Source organism: Autumnicola lenta, assembly GCF_031846515.1.
Taxonomy (GTDB): domain Bacteria; phylum Bacteroidota; class Bacteroidia; order Flavobacteriales; family Flavobacteriaceae; genus Autumnicola; species Autumnicola lenta.
The window spans coordinates 1-16,348 of the sequence record NZ_JAVRHO010000016.1 but is presented as its reverse complement, the minus strand read 5'-3'; the positions used below and the strand labels follow the sequence as shown (position 1 = coordinate 16,348).

Genomic DNA, 16,348 nt, shown 5'->3' with positions numbered 1-16,348 from the left:
ACGAAGACAATAAGTTGAGTATCCGTGGCCTTTAAATATAGATTTATTTCTGCTATTCTATTTCCGAAACTCTTAGAGTGTTCACCATACCTTTATCTGCCATTGGCATTGCGGCAAGATTAACGGTAAAATCCCCCGGCTGCACAAAGCCGCCTTCTTTAGCAATAGAGTTGATATCATCTATGGTTTCATCTGTACTGACATATTTATCATAGTGAAAAGCTTTAACCCCCCAAAGCAGACTTAACTGAGCCAAAATTCTCATGTTAGGAGTAAAAACCAATATATGCGACTCCGGTCTCCATGCAGAAATCTGAAAAGCGGTATAGCCACTATTAGTTAATGTACAAATAGCTTTTGCTTTTATCTCATTGGCCATATGGGCCGCATGAAAGCATACTGCTTTTGTAATATATCGCTTGGTGCGTACGTGTGGTGGGTCATGAGGCACCTTAATAAGCGGTGAATTCTCCACACTCTCTAATATCTGACACATCTTTTCTATTACCTGCACCGGATATTGTCCTACAGACGTCTCTCCACTAAGCATCACGGCATCTGCACCATCCATAACAGAGTTTGCCACATCATTCACCTCTGCCCTTGTAGGCGTAAGGCTCGTAATCATGGTCTCCATCATTTGGGTTGCAATAATTACCGGGATACGTGCTTTTTTAGCAGTGAGAACAAGTTTCTTTTGGATAAGCGGTACTTCCTGGGCAGGAATTTCTACTCCAAGATCCCCACGGGCCACCATTAATCCGTCACAATACGCCACGATTTTTTCGATGTTCTGGACACCTTCAGGCTTTTCGATTTTAGCGATAATTGGAATTTTGTGTTTGCTATGCTTTTTGATCAATTCCTGCAATTCGATGAGATCTTCAGCATGGCGTACAAAGGAAAGTGCCATCCAGTCTACTTCCTGCTCGCAGGCGAATATGGCATCCTTTACGTCCTTTTCAGTCAAAGCAGGTAAAGAAATTTTTGTATTGGGAAGGTTTACTCCTTTTTTAGATTTTAAAGGACCTCCCTGTACTACCTTGGTTCTGACTTCGTCCTTTTTATTTGTACTAACGACTTCAAATATGAGCTTTCCGTCATCAAGAAGAATGCGTTCTCCGGGAGCTACATCCTGTGGGAACGTATCATAATTCATATATACCCGCTCTGCTGTTCCTTCGAATTTCTTTCCGGTAGCAAAGATAATTTCATCTCCCTTCTTAACCACAACTTCCTCCTTCATTACACCAACGCGCAATTTTGGCCCCTGCAGGTCACCCAGGATGGCAGCACTGAAATTGTGTTCTCTATTAAGGTCACGAATCATTTTGATACGTTCTTTAACCCCCTCATAATCTGCATGAGAAAAGTTAATCCTGAACACGTTAACTCCAGCCTGGAGCATATCGTATAAAACTTCTTTGGTACTTGTCGCCGGCCCTAGAGTGGCAACTATTTTAGTCTTTTTGTTTGTTGGCATTATTCAAAAATTAGATTTTCTTTCGATTTTAGGTTATCTGCATCTATGTTATATGCAGCAAGAACTTGCGGAATATTGTTTATAACATTCAGAAGTTTTTTATAAGTATTACTGGGTATTTCTTCTTGTATTTTCAAAAAAAAATCCACCTTTTTATACTCAGGTATAAGATGTACTACCAGAGGCCTCACTTCTTCTTCATAAAATAGTGACCCTGAGCTTAGTATTTTCCTGGCCTGACCTTTATATTTATTTGTGACCAGATTGTATACACAATGCGTTTTATGGTCTTTTGAAGTGAACAAAGCGTACATTGCCTGAACAGATTTATGGTTAAAGTCCACGTCCTGTCTAGCTCTTTTTAAATGTAGACTTAAATATTTATTTAGTAGGTAGGCCATCCTATATTGTTCTACAGGACAATAAATAGCTACTAACCTAAAGCTTTCTTCCTCTACCTCATCCAGCAACATCTTATGCGAATGCATATCAAATACTTTGGTTAAAGATAAAATAAGAATGACAAATTACGGGCTCCATAGATCAAAAATCCCGAACTTTTTACGAAAACGTTATAGTGGGCCCGCCTCAGTAAAAGTTGTTACATCTTATTTTGAAAGGCATAATAGGCTCGTTTTGAAGCTTTTTCTTCTGCTTTTTTCTTAGAAGTTGCTCTTGCCTTTGCCACTACCCTATCATTAATCCTGAGTTTTACTGCAAAATGTTTAAGCTCATCATTCCCTGTGTCCTCATAAACATCGTAATCAAATTCTTTTTTCTCCTTTTGGCACCACTCGATGAGCAAACTCTTATAACTGATTACCTTGCCTTCCAATTGTTCTATATCTACATAGGGCTCTATAACACGATCAAAAATAAACCTTCTGCAGTATTTGTAGCCACGATCCAGGTAAATTGCTCCAACAAGTGATTCGAATAAATTGCCATGAATATTCACACCAAATTGCTCTTTGGGAATATTCGTCTGAACATGAGAAATCAGATTAAGATCTTTGCCCAGTTCATTCAGGTGCTTACGACTTACCACTTTAGACCTCATTTTAGTAAGGTAGCCTTCATTGCCCCCAGGCACTGCCCTGAACAAATGCGAAGCAATAACGGCACTTAGCATGGCATCTCCCAGAAATTCCATCCTTTCATAATTAATCGCATTGCCATTCTCATCCCTTATATTAAGAGAACGGTGCGTAAAGGCTTTCTTGTAGTGGGAAATATTCTTAGGACGAAATCCGAGTATCCTGTGTATGGCATTAAAAAAATTCCCGCCCTTGGAAGAGCGGGAATTCAATATGTTCTGAATAACACTCATCGTGATTACTCAATAAGTTTTTTAAATAACACGCAGGCGTTATGCCCGCCAAAACCAAATGTATTGCTCATTACCACGTTTACCTCACGTTTCTGTGCCTCATTTAAGGTTAAATTTAATTCCGGATTAATTTTCTCGTCTGGATGCTCATGGTTAATTGTTGGAGGGACTATACCGTACTTCATCGAAAGAATAGCTGAAATAGCTTCTATCGCACCGGCAGCTCCAAGCAAATGTCCAGTCATAGATTTTGTGGAATTAATATTGATGTTTTTTGCATGATCTCCGAAGACTTTCACTATAGCCTTTAATTCTGCCACATCTCCAAGAGGAGTGGAAGTCCCGTGAGTATTTATTGCATCCACATCTTCAGGATTCATTCCTGCATTCCTTAAACAATTTTTCATAACCGCCACAACTCCGTCTCCTTCAGGGTGCGGTGCCGTCATGTGGTAAGCATCAGAAGACAATCCTCCGCCTAAAACTTCAGCATAGATTTTTGCTCCCCTTGCTTTGGCGTGCTCGTACTCCTCAAGAATAAGAGCGCCTCCACCTTCTCCAAGAACAAATCCGTCCCGGGTAGCATCAAAAGGTCTTGATGCTGTTTCAGGACTTTCATTTCTTGTAGAAAGAGCATGCATGGCATTAAAGCCACCCATACCAGCCTTTGTAACAGCTGCCTCTGATCCTCCTGTAACTATGACGTCGCTGTACCCTAACCTAATATTGTTAAGAGCATCTATCATAGCATTTGCAGAAGAGGCGCAGGCAGAAACTGTGGTATAATTTGCTCCCATAAATCCATGACGGATTGAAATATTACCCGGGGCAATATCTGCAATCATCTTAGGAATAAAAAAAGGATTAAACCTGGGGCTTCCATCACCTTCAGCAAAGTTTATGACCTCATCCTGAAAAGTTTCAAGTCCACCAATCCCAGCTCCCCAGATTACGCCTACGCGATACTTATCTACAACATTGAGATCCAAACCTGAATCTTCAATAGCTTCATCGGAAGCTACTATCGCATATTGTGCAAATCTGTCAAGCCTTCTTACTTCCTTACGATCAAAGAAATTTAAAGGATCGAAGTTTTTGAGTTCACAAGCGAATTTGGTCTTGAATTTTTCGGTATCGAAATAAGTGATAGGTGCACTACCGCTCTTCCCCTTCACCAATCCATCCCAATATTCTTCAATATTGTTACCAACGGGGGTTAGTGCTCCTAATCCCGTTACTACAACTCGCTTTAACTCCATATGGCTTTTTTGCTTTTACTTTTTAGCGTCTTCAATATAAGAAATTGCCTGACCAACAGTAGCAATGTTTTCTGCCTGGTCATCTGGAATCTGAATATCAAATTCTTTTTCAAATTCCATAATTAGCTCCACTGTATCCAATGAATCAGCGCCCAGGTCGTTGGTGAAGCTGGCTTCGTTTACAACTTCGTTCTCGTCAACACCTAACTTGTCCACGATTATCGCTTTTACTCTTGATGCAATGTCTGACATAATATTTTATTTTAATTTTGATTAGGTGGCAAAAATAAAAAACTTTATTTTAAAACCGATTTTTACTTTAAAAATGTGAATGTAATTTACACAAATTCACTGAAACCGGTTAATTTTACATCCTAATAAATGTTAACTTTCCTATTTTGAGGATCATGCGAGAAACAAAGCAGAAAAAAATAGTCGTCTTTGCCTCAGGCTCCGGCACGAATACCGAAAATATAATAAAATATTTTCAAAATTCACCAGAGTCTCGTGTGGTAGCAGTGTTCTCTAACCGCCGTTCTGCCGGTGTTTTAAAAAAAGCATACGATCTTAACGTAAAAGCCCTTCATTTTGACAGGGACTCCCTCTACCATTCAAATGAGCTTCTTTATGTCTTACAGGATATAGAGCCAGATCTTATTGTACTTGCAGGTTTCCTTTGGATCTTTCCCGAAAACATTCTCCAGCGATTTCCCGATAAAGTGGTAAACATTCATCCTGCACTTCTTCCAAAATATGGTGGAAAAGGTATGTATGGAGACAAAGTACATAAAGCAATTATTGAAAATAAAGAAAAAGAGAGCGGAATAACCATTCATTATGTTAATGAAAGATATGATGAAGGTGAAATTGTTTTTCAGAAAAAAATAATTATTGAAGAGCATGATACTCCCGAGAGTCTTGCTACTAAGATACACGATCTTGAATACGCACATTTTCCGAAAGTAATAGAGGAACTTCTACAAGAAAAAATTAGTGAGTAACCCCCAGGTTCATATTTACACCGATGGTGCCGCAAGAGGAAACCCAGGTCCCGGAGGATATGGAATTGTGATGGAATGGGTTGGAAAGCCCTACCGCAAAGAATTCTCACAAGGTTATAAACATACCACTAATAACCGTATGGAATTGATGGCAGTTATTAAAGCCCTGAAAAAATTAAAGAAGCCCGGAATTGAGGTTTTAATTTTTACTGACTCCAAATACGTTGTGGATTCCGTAGAAAAGAAGTGGGTGCTTGGATGGGAGAAAAAAAACTTCAAAGACAGAAAAAATTCTGATTTATGGATTGAATTTCTACAGGAATATCGCAAACAAAATGTAAGTTTTAAGTGGATTAAAGGCCACAACAACCATCCTCAAAATGAGCGCTGCGACACACTTGCTGTAGCCGCTTCAAAAGAAAAAAAGCTGCTCATTGATAAAGGTTTTGAGGAAATCTGAAGATAAAATTTCCCTAATCCCCCTTTTGGTTTATACCTTGAAAAACAAACTGTATATTTGCAGCTTATTTTAAACCTTGTTATGAGTAAACTTCTAATTGTGGGCACCGTTGCCTTTGATGCGATAGAAACACCCTTTGGTAAAACGGACAAGATTTTAGGCGGCGCCGCAACTTATATCGGTCTTTCTGCCTCACATTTTGATACTGAAAGCGCAATAGTTTCTATTATTGGGGACGATTTTCCCCAGGAATATCTTGACTTATTTAAAAAGAACAATATTAATATTGAGGGAATTGAAAAGGTAGAAGGTGGTAAAACCTTCTTCTGGAGTGGCCGTTATCACAACGATTTAAATTCACGCGACACCTTGGAAACCCAACTAAACGTACTTGCAGATTTCCAACCAATAGTTCCCGAGAATTATAAAGATGCTGAATTTGTAATGCTGGGCAACCTTCACCCGCTGGTACAGCTAAGTGTACTGGAACAGGTAAAGAATCCTAAGTTGGCAGTATTGGACACTATGAATTTCTGGATGGACAATGCCCTTGAAGATTTAAAGAAAGTAATTGCCAAAGTAGATGTAATCACCATTAATGATGAAGAAGCAAGGCAGCTTTCAGGAGAATACTCCCTTGTAAAAGCAGCCAGAAAGATAGCAGCAATGGGACCCGAATATGTGGTTATCAAGAAAGGTGAACATGGAGCACTTCTTTTCCACAAAGAAGAAATCTTTTTTGCACCCGCCTTGCCCCTGGAAGAAGTTTTTGATCCAACAGGAGCCGGAGACACTTTTGCCGGTGGCTTTATAGGTTACCTCGCCAAAACCAAAGACATTTCTTTTGAAAACATGAAAAACGCCATTATTTATGGTTCCAATCTTGCTTCTTTTTGCGTAGAAAAATTTGGAACTGAAAGGATGCAGGACTTAACTAAAGAAGAAGTTCATTCGCGGCTGGAAGAGTTCAGGAAACTTACCCAATTCAAAATCGAAGTAACATAATCTAACCGCCCTGTAATTTCAGGGCTTTTTTTGTGACAAAGTTGAAACCCAAACAGGTAAAAAAACTATGAGTGATGCCCTCAAACACGAATGTGGAATTGCACACATTCGACTTTTAAAACCACTGGAGTACTATAAAGAAAAGTACGGAAGTGCATTTTATGGAGTAAATAAAATGTACCTCATGATGGAAAAGCAGCATAACAGAGGCCAGGATGGCGCTGGTTTTGCAAGTATCAAATTAAATACCGCTCCGGGTGAAAGATATATAAGCAGGGTTAGATCCAACCAGGCACAACCAATACAGGACATCTTCGCCCAAATCAATGAGCGCATTAATGAGGAAATTAAAGCTAATCCTGAATATGCTGATGATGTAGCTCTGCAGAAGAAATTCATCCCGTACCTGGGAGAAGTATTTTTGGGCCACGTGCGTTATGGAACTTTCGGCAAGAATAATATCGAAAGCGTGCATCCCTTCCTAAGGCAAAACAACTGGATGCACAGGAATCTTATCGTCGCTGGAAATTTTAATATGACGAATGTCAACAAGCTTTTTAATAAACTTGTGGAACTTGGGCAGCATCCAAAAGAAAGGGCAGATACTGTTACGGTAATGGAAAAAATCGGGCACTTCCTGGATTCTGAAGTCAGGAAGCTCTACAAAAAACTTAAAAAGGAAGGATTTAACAAACAACAAGCCTCTCCCCATATTGCCGAGCAGCTCAATGTGGCGAAAATCCTTAGAAAATCCTCCAAAGACTGGGATGGCGGCTATGCTATGGCGGGACTTATGGGACATGGTGATTCTTTTGTTTTACGTGACCCCGCAGGAATTCGCCCTGCATACTACTATAAGGATGATGAAGTTGTGGTTGTAGCTTCAGAAAGGCCAGTAATCCAAACTGTTTTTAATGTGAAGTTTGAAGATGTGCAGGAACTTGCTCCAGGACATGCTATAATCACCAAAAAGAACGGGAAAGTTTCCATAGACCAAATTATTAAACCTCTGGAGCGAAAAGCCTGCTCTTTTGAACGGATTTATTTTTCCCGCGGAAGTGATGCTGAAATTTATAAAGAGCGGAAAAAGCTTGGGCAATTGCTGATGCCTGAAGTATTAAAATCCATCGATCATGATACTATAAATACTGTTTTTTCCTTTATTCCCAACACTGCCGAAACTTCTTTTTATGGTATGGTTGAAGCCGCACAGGACGAACTGAATAAGCAAAAGAACGATGCTATTCTTGCTGAAAAAGAAACACTCACCGATGCACGCCTGCAGCAAATTCTTTCTCACCGTCTAAGAACCGAGAAAATTGCCATTAAGGATGTAAAGCTTAGAACTTTTATTACTGAAGACAGCAGCCGGGATGATCTTGTCGCACACGTGTATGATGTGACATACGGTGTGGTAAGGCCGCAGGATAATCTTGTTATTATAGATGACAGTATTGTACGTGGCACTACCCTGAAGAAAAGTATCATTAAAATGATGGATCGGTTAAACCCTAAACAGATAGTGATAGTATCTTCTGCTCCTCAAATACGCTATCCGGACTGTTATGGAATAGATATGGCCAGACTCGAAGACTTGGTAGCTTTTAGAGCTGCGCTGGAGTTACATAAGGAAAATAACAGTTACCAGATAATCCAGGATGTATACAATAAATGCAAAGACCAGGTAGACATGGAAGATTCTGAAGTGCAGAATTTTGTCAAGGAAGTTTACGATCCGTTCACAAACGAACAAATATCAGATAAAATTTCGGAGCTAATTAGTGAACCTACCGTAAAGGCTAAAGTGAAAGTTATTTATCAAACGGTAGATAACCTTCATCTTGCCTGTCCCAAGAACCTCGGAGACTGGTATTTTACAGGAGATTATCCCACGCCGGGAGGTAACCGTGTAGTGAACCGCGCTTTTATTAATTTTTACGAAGGCACAAAAGACCGTGCATACTAGATTACACTTCAACTAATATCCATGCAGTTGATCTATTTTAATTGGTGAGTCGGTTTTACTTACATACTTTAGACTTGCCATAACATAAGTAGGTTAAGTTCATGGCAGATTTGGGGCAAAAAAAGGTGGATGTAAATCCGCCTTTTTTTATTTTCTTCCGTTTCAGACACAACGTATTTATCATCAGTAATTTGCATTTTACATGCTTAAATTCTTACAAAAACTGAACTGTCTTTACCTTTTAACAAATATCCGGGCGTTTGATCTAAAAAGTGATAGTCGCACCTTCTTTCTTATTATATTCGGTATACCATAGCATAAGTAGGTTAAGTTCATGGTAGATTTGGGGCAAAAAAAGGTGGATGTAAATCCGCCTTTTTTTATTTTCTTCCGTTTCATACACAACGTATTTAATATCAGCAACTTACATTTTAAGGTTTATATTTCTTACAAGAACTAAACTGTCTTTACCTTTTAACAAATATCCGGGCGTTTGATCTAAAAAGTGACAGTCGCACATTGTTTCTTACTATATTCGGTATACCATAGCATAAGTAGGTTAAGTTCATGGTAGATTTGGGGCAAGAAAAGGCGGATCTAAAAAATCCGCCTTTTCTTATTTTTATACACCAGGTCGCAAGCTAAAGTTCTGATCCTTTTCCTGCACTACAGGTCGATAATTGGCGTTTTACGTGGGCAGCTTTTGTTCAAGTGGAAAGTCTCTGGTTCCAAATCAGGAAAATTTTTAACCCTGCTTCTTTTGTCGTTTTCAACAATCGAAAAAATCTTTCAGGAGAAGAAAGAGCTTTAGTGTAACCCCTACAATTCAGATTTTATAACCCAAACATTTAAAAATAATTGACTGTAGATCAATAATTGCCAATTTTAGAGCTTCTTCTCTTTTCTGAATAAGAACCAATTACTTCTAATAAAGATTTTATAAATAAACATCCAACAAAAAAAGGTTGCCTTTTTCAAGACAACCTTTTTGATATTCTTAAAGAAATAATTTCTATTTCTCTTTTGCATAGCGACTTGCTACCTCTTTCCAGTCGATAACGTTAAAGAAAGCATCGATATATGCTGGACGCTGATTTTGATAATTCAGGTAGTACGCATGTTCCCAAACATCAAGACCTAAAATTGGAGTTCCACCACAGCCTATTTCCGGCATAAGTGGATTGTCCTGATTTGCAGTTGAGCAAATTTCAACTTTTCCACCTTCCTGAACACATAACCAAGCCCATCCAGAACCAAATTGTCCTGCTGCCGCTTTAGAAAATTCTTCTTTAAAAGCCTCAAAAGATCCAAAAGCATTGTCTATTGCTTTAGATAATTCACCTTCTGGTTTTCCGCCACCATCCGGTGACATAATTTCCCAGAATAAGTTGTGGTTGTAATATCCACCACCATTATTTCTAACAGCTTTATTAGACTTGTCCAGGTTCTTAAGTATATTTTCAATGGTCTTACCTTCAAGGTCAGTACCTTCAATAGCATTATTTAATTTTGTTGTATACCCTGCATGGTGCTTATCATGATGAATTTCCATGGTTTTAGCATCAATATGAGGCTCTAGTGCATCAAATGCATAATTTAATTTTGGTAACTCAAATGCCATAATATTTATTTTTAATGATTATTATTTTTACTCACTCAAAGTTAGCTATTAAGCGCTATAAAAGAAATATTTAAGTGTTATAAAATCCTTAAATAGCGCGGCTTTTCCGCAATGTCTTTTATATTATTAAGCAAAGTACGACCTTAGAAGCTTGTAGTAACTATTCAAATTTTTAAAAAAATTGACAAACTCTTTCACGATCTACAATGCGTCGGCAGGTTCAGGAAAAACCTTTACGCTTGTAAAAGAATATCTTCTTCTGCTTTTCAATTCAAAACGAAAGGAAGAATATCAAAACATCCTTGCGATCACTTTTACAAACAAGGCCGTAGACGAAATGAAGAGCAGGATTGCGGATAGTCTGCACGCTTTTTCTTCGGAAGAAATTCCGGCGAAATCCAGAGGACTTTTTGAAGTCATTTCTAAAGAAACCGGCCTAAATCAGGTCGAGATAAAAGATAAATCTGCAAAAATCCTGAAGAGTGTTATCCATAATTACGCTGCTTTTGAGGTTTCTACCATAGATGGTTTTACCCATCGTGTACTGCGCACATTTGCAAAAGACCTGGGACTGCCGATTAATTTTGAAGTGGAAATGGCGCAGGAAGAAATCCTGATGGAAGCCGTGGAAAGCGTGATTAGCAAAGCAGGTACAGATCCAAAACTGACAAAAATCCTCGTTGACTTTACACTGAATAAAGCAGATGATGACAAAAGCTGGGATATTGCCGGCGATCTTTTTGAAATTTCTAAACTGCTTATCAACGAAAATAACCAGAAACCCCTGGAACTTCTTCGGAATAAAACACTGGAAGATTTTGAAAAATTTGCCGCTAAACTTAAATCTGAAATAAAACAAGCAAAGCAGGAAAATGAAAAGTTCGCAGCAGCTTTTTTCGATCTCCTGAAGCAAAACGGACTGGAAGACTCAGATTTTAGTGGAAAATACGTGCCGGGTTATTTCAATAAAATATTAAACGGAAAGATTATTTCGAGTTTTGAAACTGGCTGGATGCAGAAATTGCAAAGTGATCCGCTCTATAAAAAAACTTTTAAAGACGCCTCCAAAAAGGCTATTATCGATAATATTCAGCCGCAGGTGGTCGATCTTTTTACTGCTACAAAAGACAATTATTTTAAAATAGAATTCCTTGAAGCAGTAAATAAAAGAACGGTTCAGCTTTCGTTGCTCAATGCGATAAACCAGGAAATACAGGCGATAAAGAAAGACCGCAATCTTGTTTTAATTTCAGAATTTAATCCGCAAATAAGTGCGCAGGTTAAGGATCAGCCTGCTCCTTTTATCTATGAGCGGCTGGGCGAGCGCTACAACAACTATTTTATAGATGAATTTCAGGATACTTCCCAAATGCAATGGGAAAATTTGATTCCACTAATGGATGCCAGCCTTTCGGGAATGGGTGGAGAAGATGTCCCGGCAAACCTTATGCTCGTAGGAGATGCCAAACAGTCTATTTACCGCTGGCGTGGCGGGAAGGCAGAGCAGTTTATCGATTTAAGCAACACCAAAACAAGGCCATTTTCGATACCGCAGAACGTGATTAACCTGCCGGCAAATTACAGAAGCGGAGAAGAAATTGTACAATTTAACAATGATTTTTTTGGATTTGCAGCAGATTACCTGAGCCATCCAGATTATAAAGATTTGTTTCAAAAAAGCAATCAGCAGCCTATCCGGAAAAATTGCGGCTATGTGAACATAAGTTTTCTGGAAGCAGAAAACAGGGAAGAAGAATTTGAAATTTATCCGGAAAAAATTCTCGAAATCATCCGGGATTTGGAGTCTAAAAACTTCAGGAAAGGAGATATTTGCATCCTTACCAGGAGAAAATCTGAAGGGATTGCCATCGCCAATCACCTGAGCGAACATGATGTTTCTGTAGTATCTTCAGAAACTTTACTCATCTCTAATTCTCCTGAAGTTAATTTTATTGCAGATCTTCTCGCCTTCTCCATCAATCCCGAAGATGACATGCTGAAAATGGCAATTTTCGACTATCTGCAAAAAATGCTGCAACTGGAAAATCCGCACAAAGTTATAAGTGCAAACCTTCCTTTCAACGGAAATGAATTCTTCAGCTGGTTGAAGGATTTTAATCTGAATTTCGATCTTGAAAACCTTACCAGGCTTTCCCTGTATGAAGCTGCAGAGTACGTGATTCAGACTTTTGATCTCGTAAAATCCTCTGATGCCTACGTGCAATTCTTTCTCGACTTTGTTTTTGAAAATACCCAAAAATCGTCGTTAGGAATTTCAGAATTTATGGATCTATGGGAAAGGGAGAAGTCACGTTTAAGCATTTTAGTGCCAAATGATGACGATGCAGTAGAGATTATGACCATTCATAAAGCAAAAGGCCTGGAATTCCCAATTGTGATTTATCCATTTGCCAATGCAGATTTTAGCGACACAAAAAGAGACGATCTCTGGCTGGAAATGGAGGAACCTATGAATGAGATTCCGGTAAGCTACCTTAGTGCCTCCAAAAAAATGCTGAACTGGCACCCGGCTTCGGGTGAAGTTTACCAGGAGTTGCTTCATCAAAAACAACTGGATACTTTAAATGTACTTTATGTTGCCTGCACGCGCGCTTCAGATCAACTCTATATTTTGACAAATTTCGACCTGGATAAAAAAGGAATTTCAAAAACTAATAAGACTTCAGGCTTACTTATCGAATTCCTTAGAAGCAAAGGCTTGTGGAATGAAGAAAAAACCTATGAATTCGGAAAAACTTCAGAAATAGCTAAAGAAAATAAAAGTAGCACCGAGACCATTTCTCCTGAACATTTTTATTCTTCAGCTACACAAAACCAGGCGGTAAATATTGTGACCCGCTCCGGCTCACTTTGGGATACCAAACAAAAAGGCGCAATAGAAAAAGGTGAAATTGCCCACGAGATTTTAGCTCACATAAATTCCTTAGAAGATATTGATGTTGCTGTAGAAAACGCTGTTATAGATGGAATGATTACAGAAAACGCTGCGACAGAAATCAAAAACCTGGTAAACAAAACCTGCAATCATCAACAGCTAAAGCAATATTTTGCGCCTGGAATTGAGAGCTTTAATGAAAGAACAATTATTACCGCAGAAGGAAAAATACGTCCCGACAGGCTGGTAATTTCCGGTAACAAATGCACCGTGATAGATTATAAAACCGGAAATGCGGCAGATTCACATAAGAAGCAGATTAACAAATATGCTGAAGTTCTTAGCGGCATGGGCTATGAAATTGAAGAAAAAATCCTGGTTTATGTTAACGAGGAGGTTTCCCCAATGTTTGTATAAAAGAAATGTAATTTTGTAAAAAAGAAGATTATGTACGGAAAAATAAAAGACTATTTAGAAAAGGAAATTGAAGACATTAAAGAGGCGGGACTTTATAAAAAAGAACGAATAATTACCACTCCGCAGGACGCCGTGATAAAAATTTCCACCGGCCAGGAAGTGATTAATTTTTGCGCCAACAACTATCTTGGTTTATCCTCTCACCCAGAAGTGATACAGGCTGCCAAAGACACTATGGACACGCATGGCTTTGGAATGTCCAGTGTGCGTTTTATTTGCGGAACCCAGGATATCCATAAAGAACTTGAGCAGAAGATTGCCGACTTCTACGGTACTGAAGATACGATCTTATATGCCGCAGCCTTTGATGCCAACGGCGGAATTTTTGAACCGCTGCTTACCAAAGAGGATGCGATAATTTCAGATTCCCTTAATCACGCTTCTATTATTGACGGCGTACGTCTATGCAAAGCAGCCAGGTATCGCTACCAGAACAGTGACATGGCAGATCTCGAGAAGCAATTAAAAGCAGCTAATGAAAACGGAGCGCGATTTAAAATTATAGTGACCGATGGTGTTTTCTCTATGGATGGTCTTGTAGCTCCGCTTGATAAGATTTGTGATTTAGCTGATAAATATGATGCGCTGGTAATGATAGACGATTGTCATGCTACCGGGTTTATTGGAGATATGGGAATTGGAACCCTGGAAGAAAAAAAGGTGCTTAACAGGGTGGACATCATCACCGGAACCCTTGGGAAAGCTCTTGGAGGCGCTATGGGTGGATATACTACTGCCAAAAAAGAAATCGTAGAACTATTAAGGCAACGCTCAAGGCCTTACTTATTTTCTAATTCACTTGCCCCGGCTATTGTAGGAGCTTCTATTAAAGTCTTTGAAATGCTGGAAAGGGACGATTCCCTCCGCAGTAAACTAAAAGAAAACACCGCATATTTTAAGAAAGGAATAAAAGATGCCGGATTTGATATTATAGATGGCGAGGCAGCAATCGTTCCGGTAATGCTTTATGATGCCAAGCTATCTCAGAAAATGGCAGACAAACTTCTGGAAAAAGGCATCTATGTAATTGGCTTCTTTTATCCTGTGGTCCCTAAAGAACAGGCCAGAATAAGGGTTCAGCTCTCTGCAGCTCATACAGAAGAACATATTGATAAAGCCGTAAAAGCTTTTATTGAAGTTGGTAAAGAACTGGAGATTATTTAAGAGAGTCTTTATAGAGGGAAATGTAAAAATTGGCTCTTTTTTGGGAAGAAGACCTCACGAAACCGCCATTGTTCAAGGGCTTATTAAGAAAACTTTATTATTTCTTTCTTTGTTAATGTTCATTAAGCGTATACTTTTGTTTTCAATAACATGTAAAACTAAACAATTGAATATGAAACATTTTAGCAAATTCCTATTGGCTTCTATGTTGGTTCTTGGACTTACTTCGGTAAACGCTCAGGATGCCAACAATCCCTGGTCTATAGGTATTCAAACAAACGCTGTGGATTTTTATCCAACAGGCCAGGATGCTCCCCAGGGTGAGTGGTTTAACCACTACTTTGAAACAGATAACTGGAACATTTTACCTTCTGTATCAAGAATTACAGTAGGACGTTATATTGGTGCTGGATTTGTAGCCGAGTTTGGCGGGTCTATAAACCAAATTGACCAATTTGGAGAACGATCTGTTGGCGATCTTTCTTATTATTCAGCAGATTTAATGGCTAATTACAGTCTTAGAGCCCTTCTTAATGACGGCTGGTTCGATCCTGTAGTTGGTGTTGGTGGTAGTTACAACTGGATTGGTGATACCGACAATGATCTGCAAGGCTTTGATGGTGCAACTTTAAATGGTAAACTTGGATTTAACTTCTGGTTTTCAGACAATGTTGCTTTAACGGTTGAATCTAATTACAAGCACTCCTTCGAAACTGAAACTGCATCACATTTCCAACATGCTGCCGGTATTAAATTTATCTTTGGTGGTACTGATTCTGATGGTGATGGTATATACGATAAAGATGACGAATGTCCTGAAACTCCTGGATTACCAGAATTTAATGGTTGTCCAGATTCAGACGGTGATGGTATAGAAGACCGTATGGACGAATGTCCAAATGAAGCTGGCTTAGCTCAGTTTAATGGATGTCCTGATACTGACGGTGACGGCGTTCCCGATCCACAGGACGAATGTCCAAACGAAGCCGGTACTGCTGAAATGAACGGATGTCCTGATTCTGATGGTGACGGAGTTGCCGATAATGAAGATGACTGTCCTAACGAAGCCGGTCCTGCCGATAATAATGGTTGTCCTTACGAAGATAGAGATGGTGACGGTGTAATCGATGATGAAGATGACTGTCCAGATGTTGCAGGTACAATGGCAAATAATGGATGTCCAGAGCCGAGTGCTGAAGTTGTTTCTGAATTAAATGAGTATTCAAATACTGTATTGTTTGATCTTAACAAAGCAACAATCCGTTCAGAATCTGAAGATGCATTAGATCAAATTGCTGAAATTATGGAAGAATATTCTAACACTGTATTCCACATTGGAGGTCATACAGATAGTACAGGAGCTGATGATTACAACTTGCAACTTTCCAGAGAAAGAGCTGAATCTGTAAGAGAAGCACTTGTAGAAAGAGGAATCTCATCTTCCAGATTAACTTCTGAAGGTTATGGGGAAACTCAACCGATTGCTACTAACAACACTTCTGCAGGAAGACAGGAAAACAGAAGAGTTGAAATTTCTCTTGATGAAGAAAAAGAAATGAGAGAATAAGAAGTAGTTATGTAGTTATATAGAATTAAATTTCTTTACTAAAAACGTCCCGATTAGTCGGGGCGTTTTTTATTTTTGGTAGCATGAGATCATTTATAAACCGCGTGCTTCAACGCCTT

At 39.0% G+C, this 16,348-nt stretch carries 13 protein-coding genes; 7 read left to right on the top strand and 6 right to left on the bottom strand.

Going from position 1 to position 16,348, the window contains the following annotated elements; genetic code table 11:
- Nucleotides 1-52: 52 nt before the first annotated feature.
- From pyk to RM545_RS11800, 5 genes are all read right to left on the bottom strand, one after another.
- Entirely contained in the window at nucleotides 53-1,483 is a 1,431-nt protein-coding gene (gene pyk / locus RM545_RS11820) for a pyruvate kinase (protein WP_311495489.1), read from the bottom strand.
- Nucleotides 1,483-1,971 carry an IPExxxVDY family protein gene (locus RM545_RS11815; RefSeq protein ID WP_311495488.1) on the bottom strand — a complete coding sequence of 163 codons (489 nt, stop codon included), beginning with the start codon at nucleotides 1,969-1,971 and terminating at the stop codon, nucleotides 1,483-1,485. The genes pyk and RM545_RS11815 overlap by 1 nt, the downstream gene beginning before the upstream one ends.
- Before the next feature lie 113 nt (nucleotides 1,972-2,084).
- A complete protein-coding gene (rnc, locus tag RM545_RS11810) occupies nucleotides 2,085-2,813 on the bottom strand; it encodes a ribonuclease III (RefSeq protein WP_311495487.1) in 729 nt (242 codons plus the stop codon).
- Nucleotides 2,814-2,818: 5 nt separating this feature from the next.
- Entirely contained in the window at nucleotides 2,819-4,072 is a 1,254-nt protein-coding gene (fabF, locus tag RM545_RS11805) for a beta-ketoacyl-ACP synthase II (RefSeq protein WP_311495486.1), read from the bottom strand.
- A gap of 15 nt (nucleotides 4,073-4,087) precedes the next feature.
- The gene (locus tag RM545_RS11800) at nucleotides 4,088-4,324 is read right to left on the bottom strand and encodes an acyl carrier protein (RefSeq protein WP_013069791.1); all 237 of its coding nucleotides are present in this window, start codon (nucleotides 4,322-4,324) and stop codon (nucleotides 4,088-4,090) included.
- Nucleotides 4,325-4,479: 155 nt separating this feature from the next.
- On the opposite strand from RM545_RS11800, the gene purN reads away from it, so the two are divergent.
- From purN to RM545_RS11780, 4 genes are all read left to right on the top strand, one after another.
- Nucleotides 4,480-5,073, top strand: coding sequence for a phosphoribosylglycinamide formyltransferase (gene purN, locus RM545_RS11795; RefSeq protein ID WP_311495485.1), 594 nt, complete (start codon nucleotides 4,480-4,482; stop codon nucleotides 5,071-5,073).
- On the top strand, nucleotides 5,066-5,533 hold the full coding sequence (gene rnhA / locus RM545_RS11790; RefSeq protein ID WP_311495484.1) for a ribonuclease HI: 468 nt from the start codon (nucleotides 5,066-5,068) through the stop codon (nucleotides 5,531-5,533). Before purN ends, rnhA begins: the two co-directional genes overlap by 8 nt.
- 81 nt (nucleotides 5,534-5,614) lie before the next feature.
- Nucleotides 5,615-6,538 (top strand): PfkB family carbohydrate kinase, encoded by a 924-nt coding sequence (locus RM545_RS11785; RefSeq protein WP_311495483.1) that lies wholly within the window; start codon nucleotides 5,615-5,617, stop codon nucleotides 6,536-6,538.
- A 67-nt stretch (nucleotides 6,539-6,605) separates the two neighbouring features.
- Nucleotides 6,606-8,504: an amidophosphoribosyltransferase gene (locus tag RM545_RS11780; RefSeq protein ID WP_311495482.1), complete on the top strand. Its 1,899-nt coding sequence runs from the start codon at nucleotides 6,606-6,608 to the stop codon at nucleotides 8,502-8,504.
- A gap of 1,012 nt (nucleotides 8,505-9,516) precedes the next feature.
- On the opposite strand, the gene RM545_RS11775 is transcribed toward RM545_RS11780, so the two are convergent.
- Nucleotides 9,517-10,125, bottom strand: a complete 609-nt coding sequence (locus RM545_RS11775) for a superoxide dismutase (RefSeq protein WP_311495481.1) — start codon at nucleotides 10,123-10,125, stop codon at nucleotides 9,517-9,519.
- Nucleotides 10,126-10,306: 181 nt separating this feature from the next.
- Between RM545_RS11775 and RM545_RS11770 the strand changes: the two genes are divergently transcribed.
- The 3 genes from RM545_RS11770 to RM545_RS11760 all read left to right on the top strand — a co-directional run bounded on the left by RM545_RS11770 (nucleotide 10,307) and on the right by RM545_RS11760 (nucleotide 16,229).
- Entirely contained in the window at nucleotides 10,307-13,438 is a 3,132-nt protein-coding gene (locus tag RM545_RS11770; protein WP_311495480.1) for a UvrD-helicase domain-containing protein, read from the top strand.
- A 30-nt stretch (nucleotides 13,439-13,468) separates the two neighbouring features.
- The gene (gene kbl, locus RM545_RS11765; RefSeq protein ID WP_311495479.1) at nucleotides 13,469-14,662 is read left to right on the top strand and encodes a glycine C-acetyltransferase; all 1,194 of its coding nucleotides are present in this window, start codon (nucleotides 13,469-13,471) and stop codon (nucleotides 14,660-14,662) included.
- A 172-nt stretch (nucleotides 14,663-14,834) separates the two neighbouring features.
- Nucleotides 14,835-16,229, top strand: coding sequence for an OmpA family protein (locus tag RM545_RS11760; protein ID WP_311495478.1), 1,395 nt, complete (start codon nucleotides 14,835-14,837; stop codon nucleotides 16,227-16,229).
- The last annotated feature ends 119 nt before the right edge of the window (nucleotides 16,230-16,348 follow it).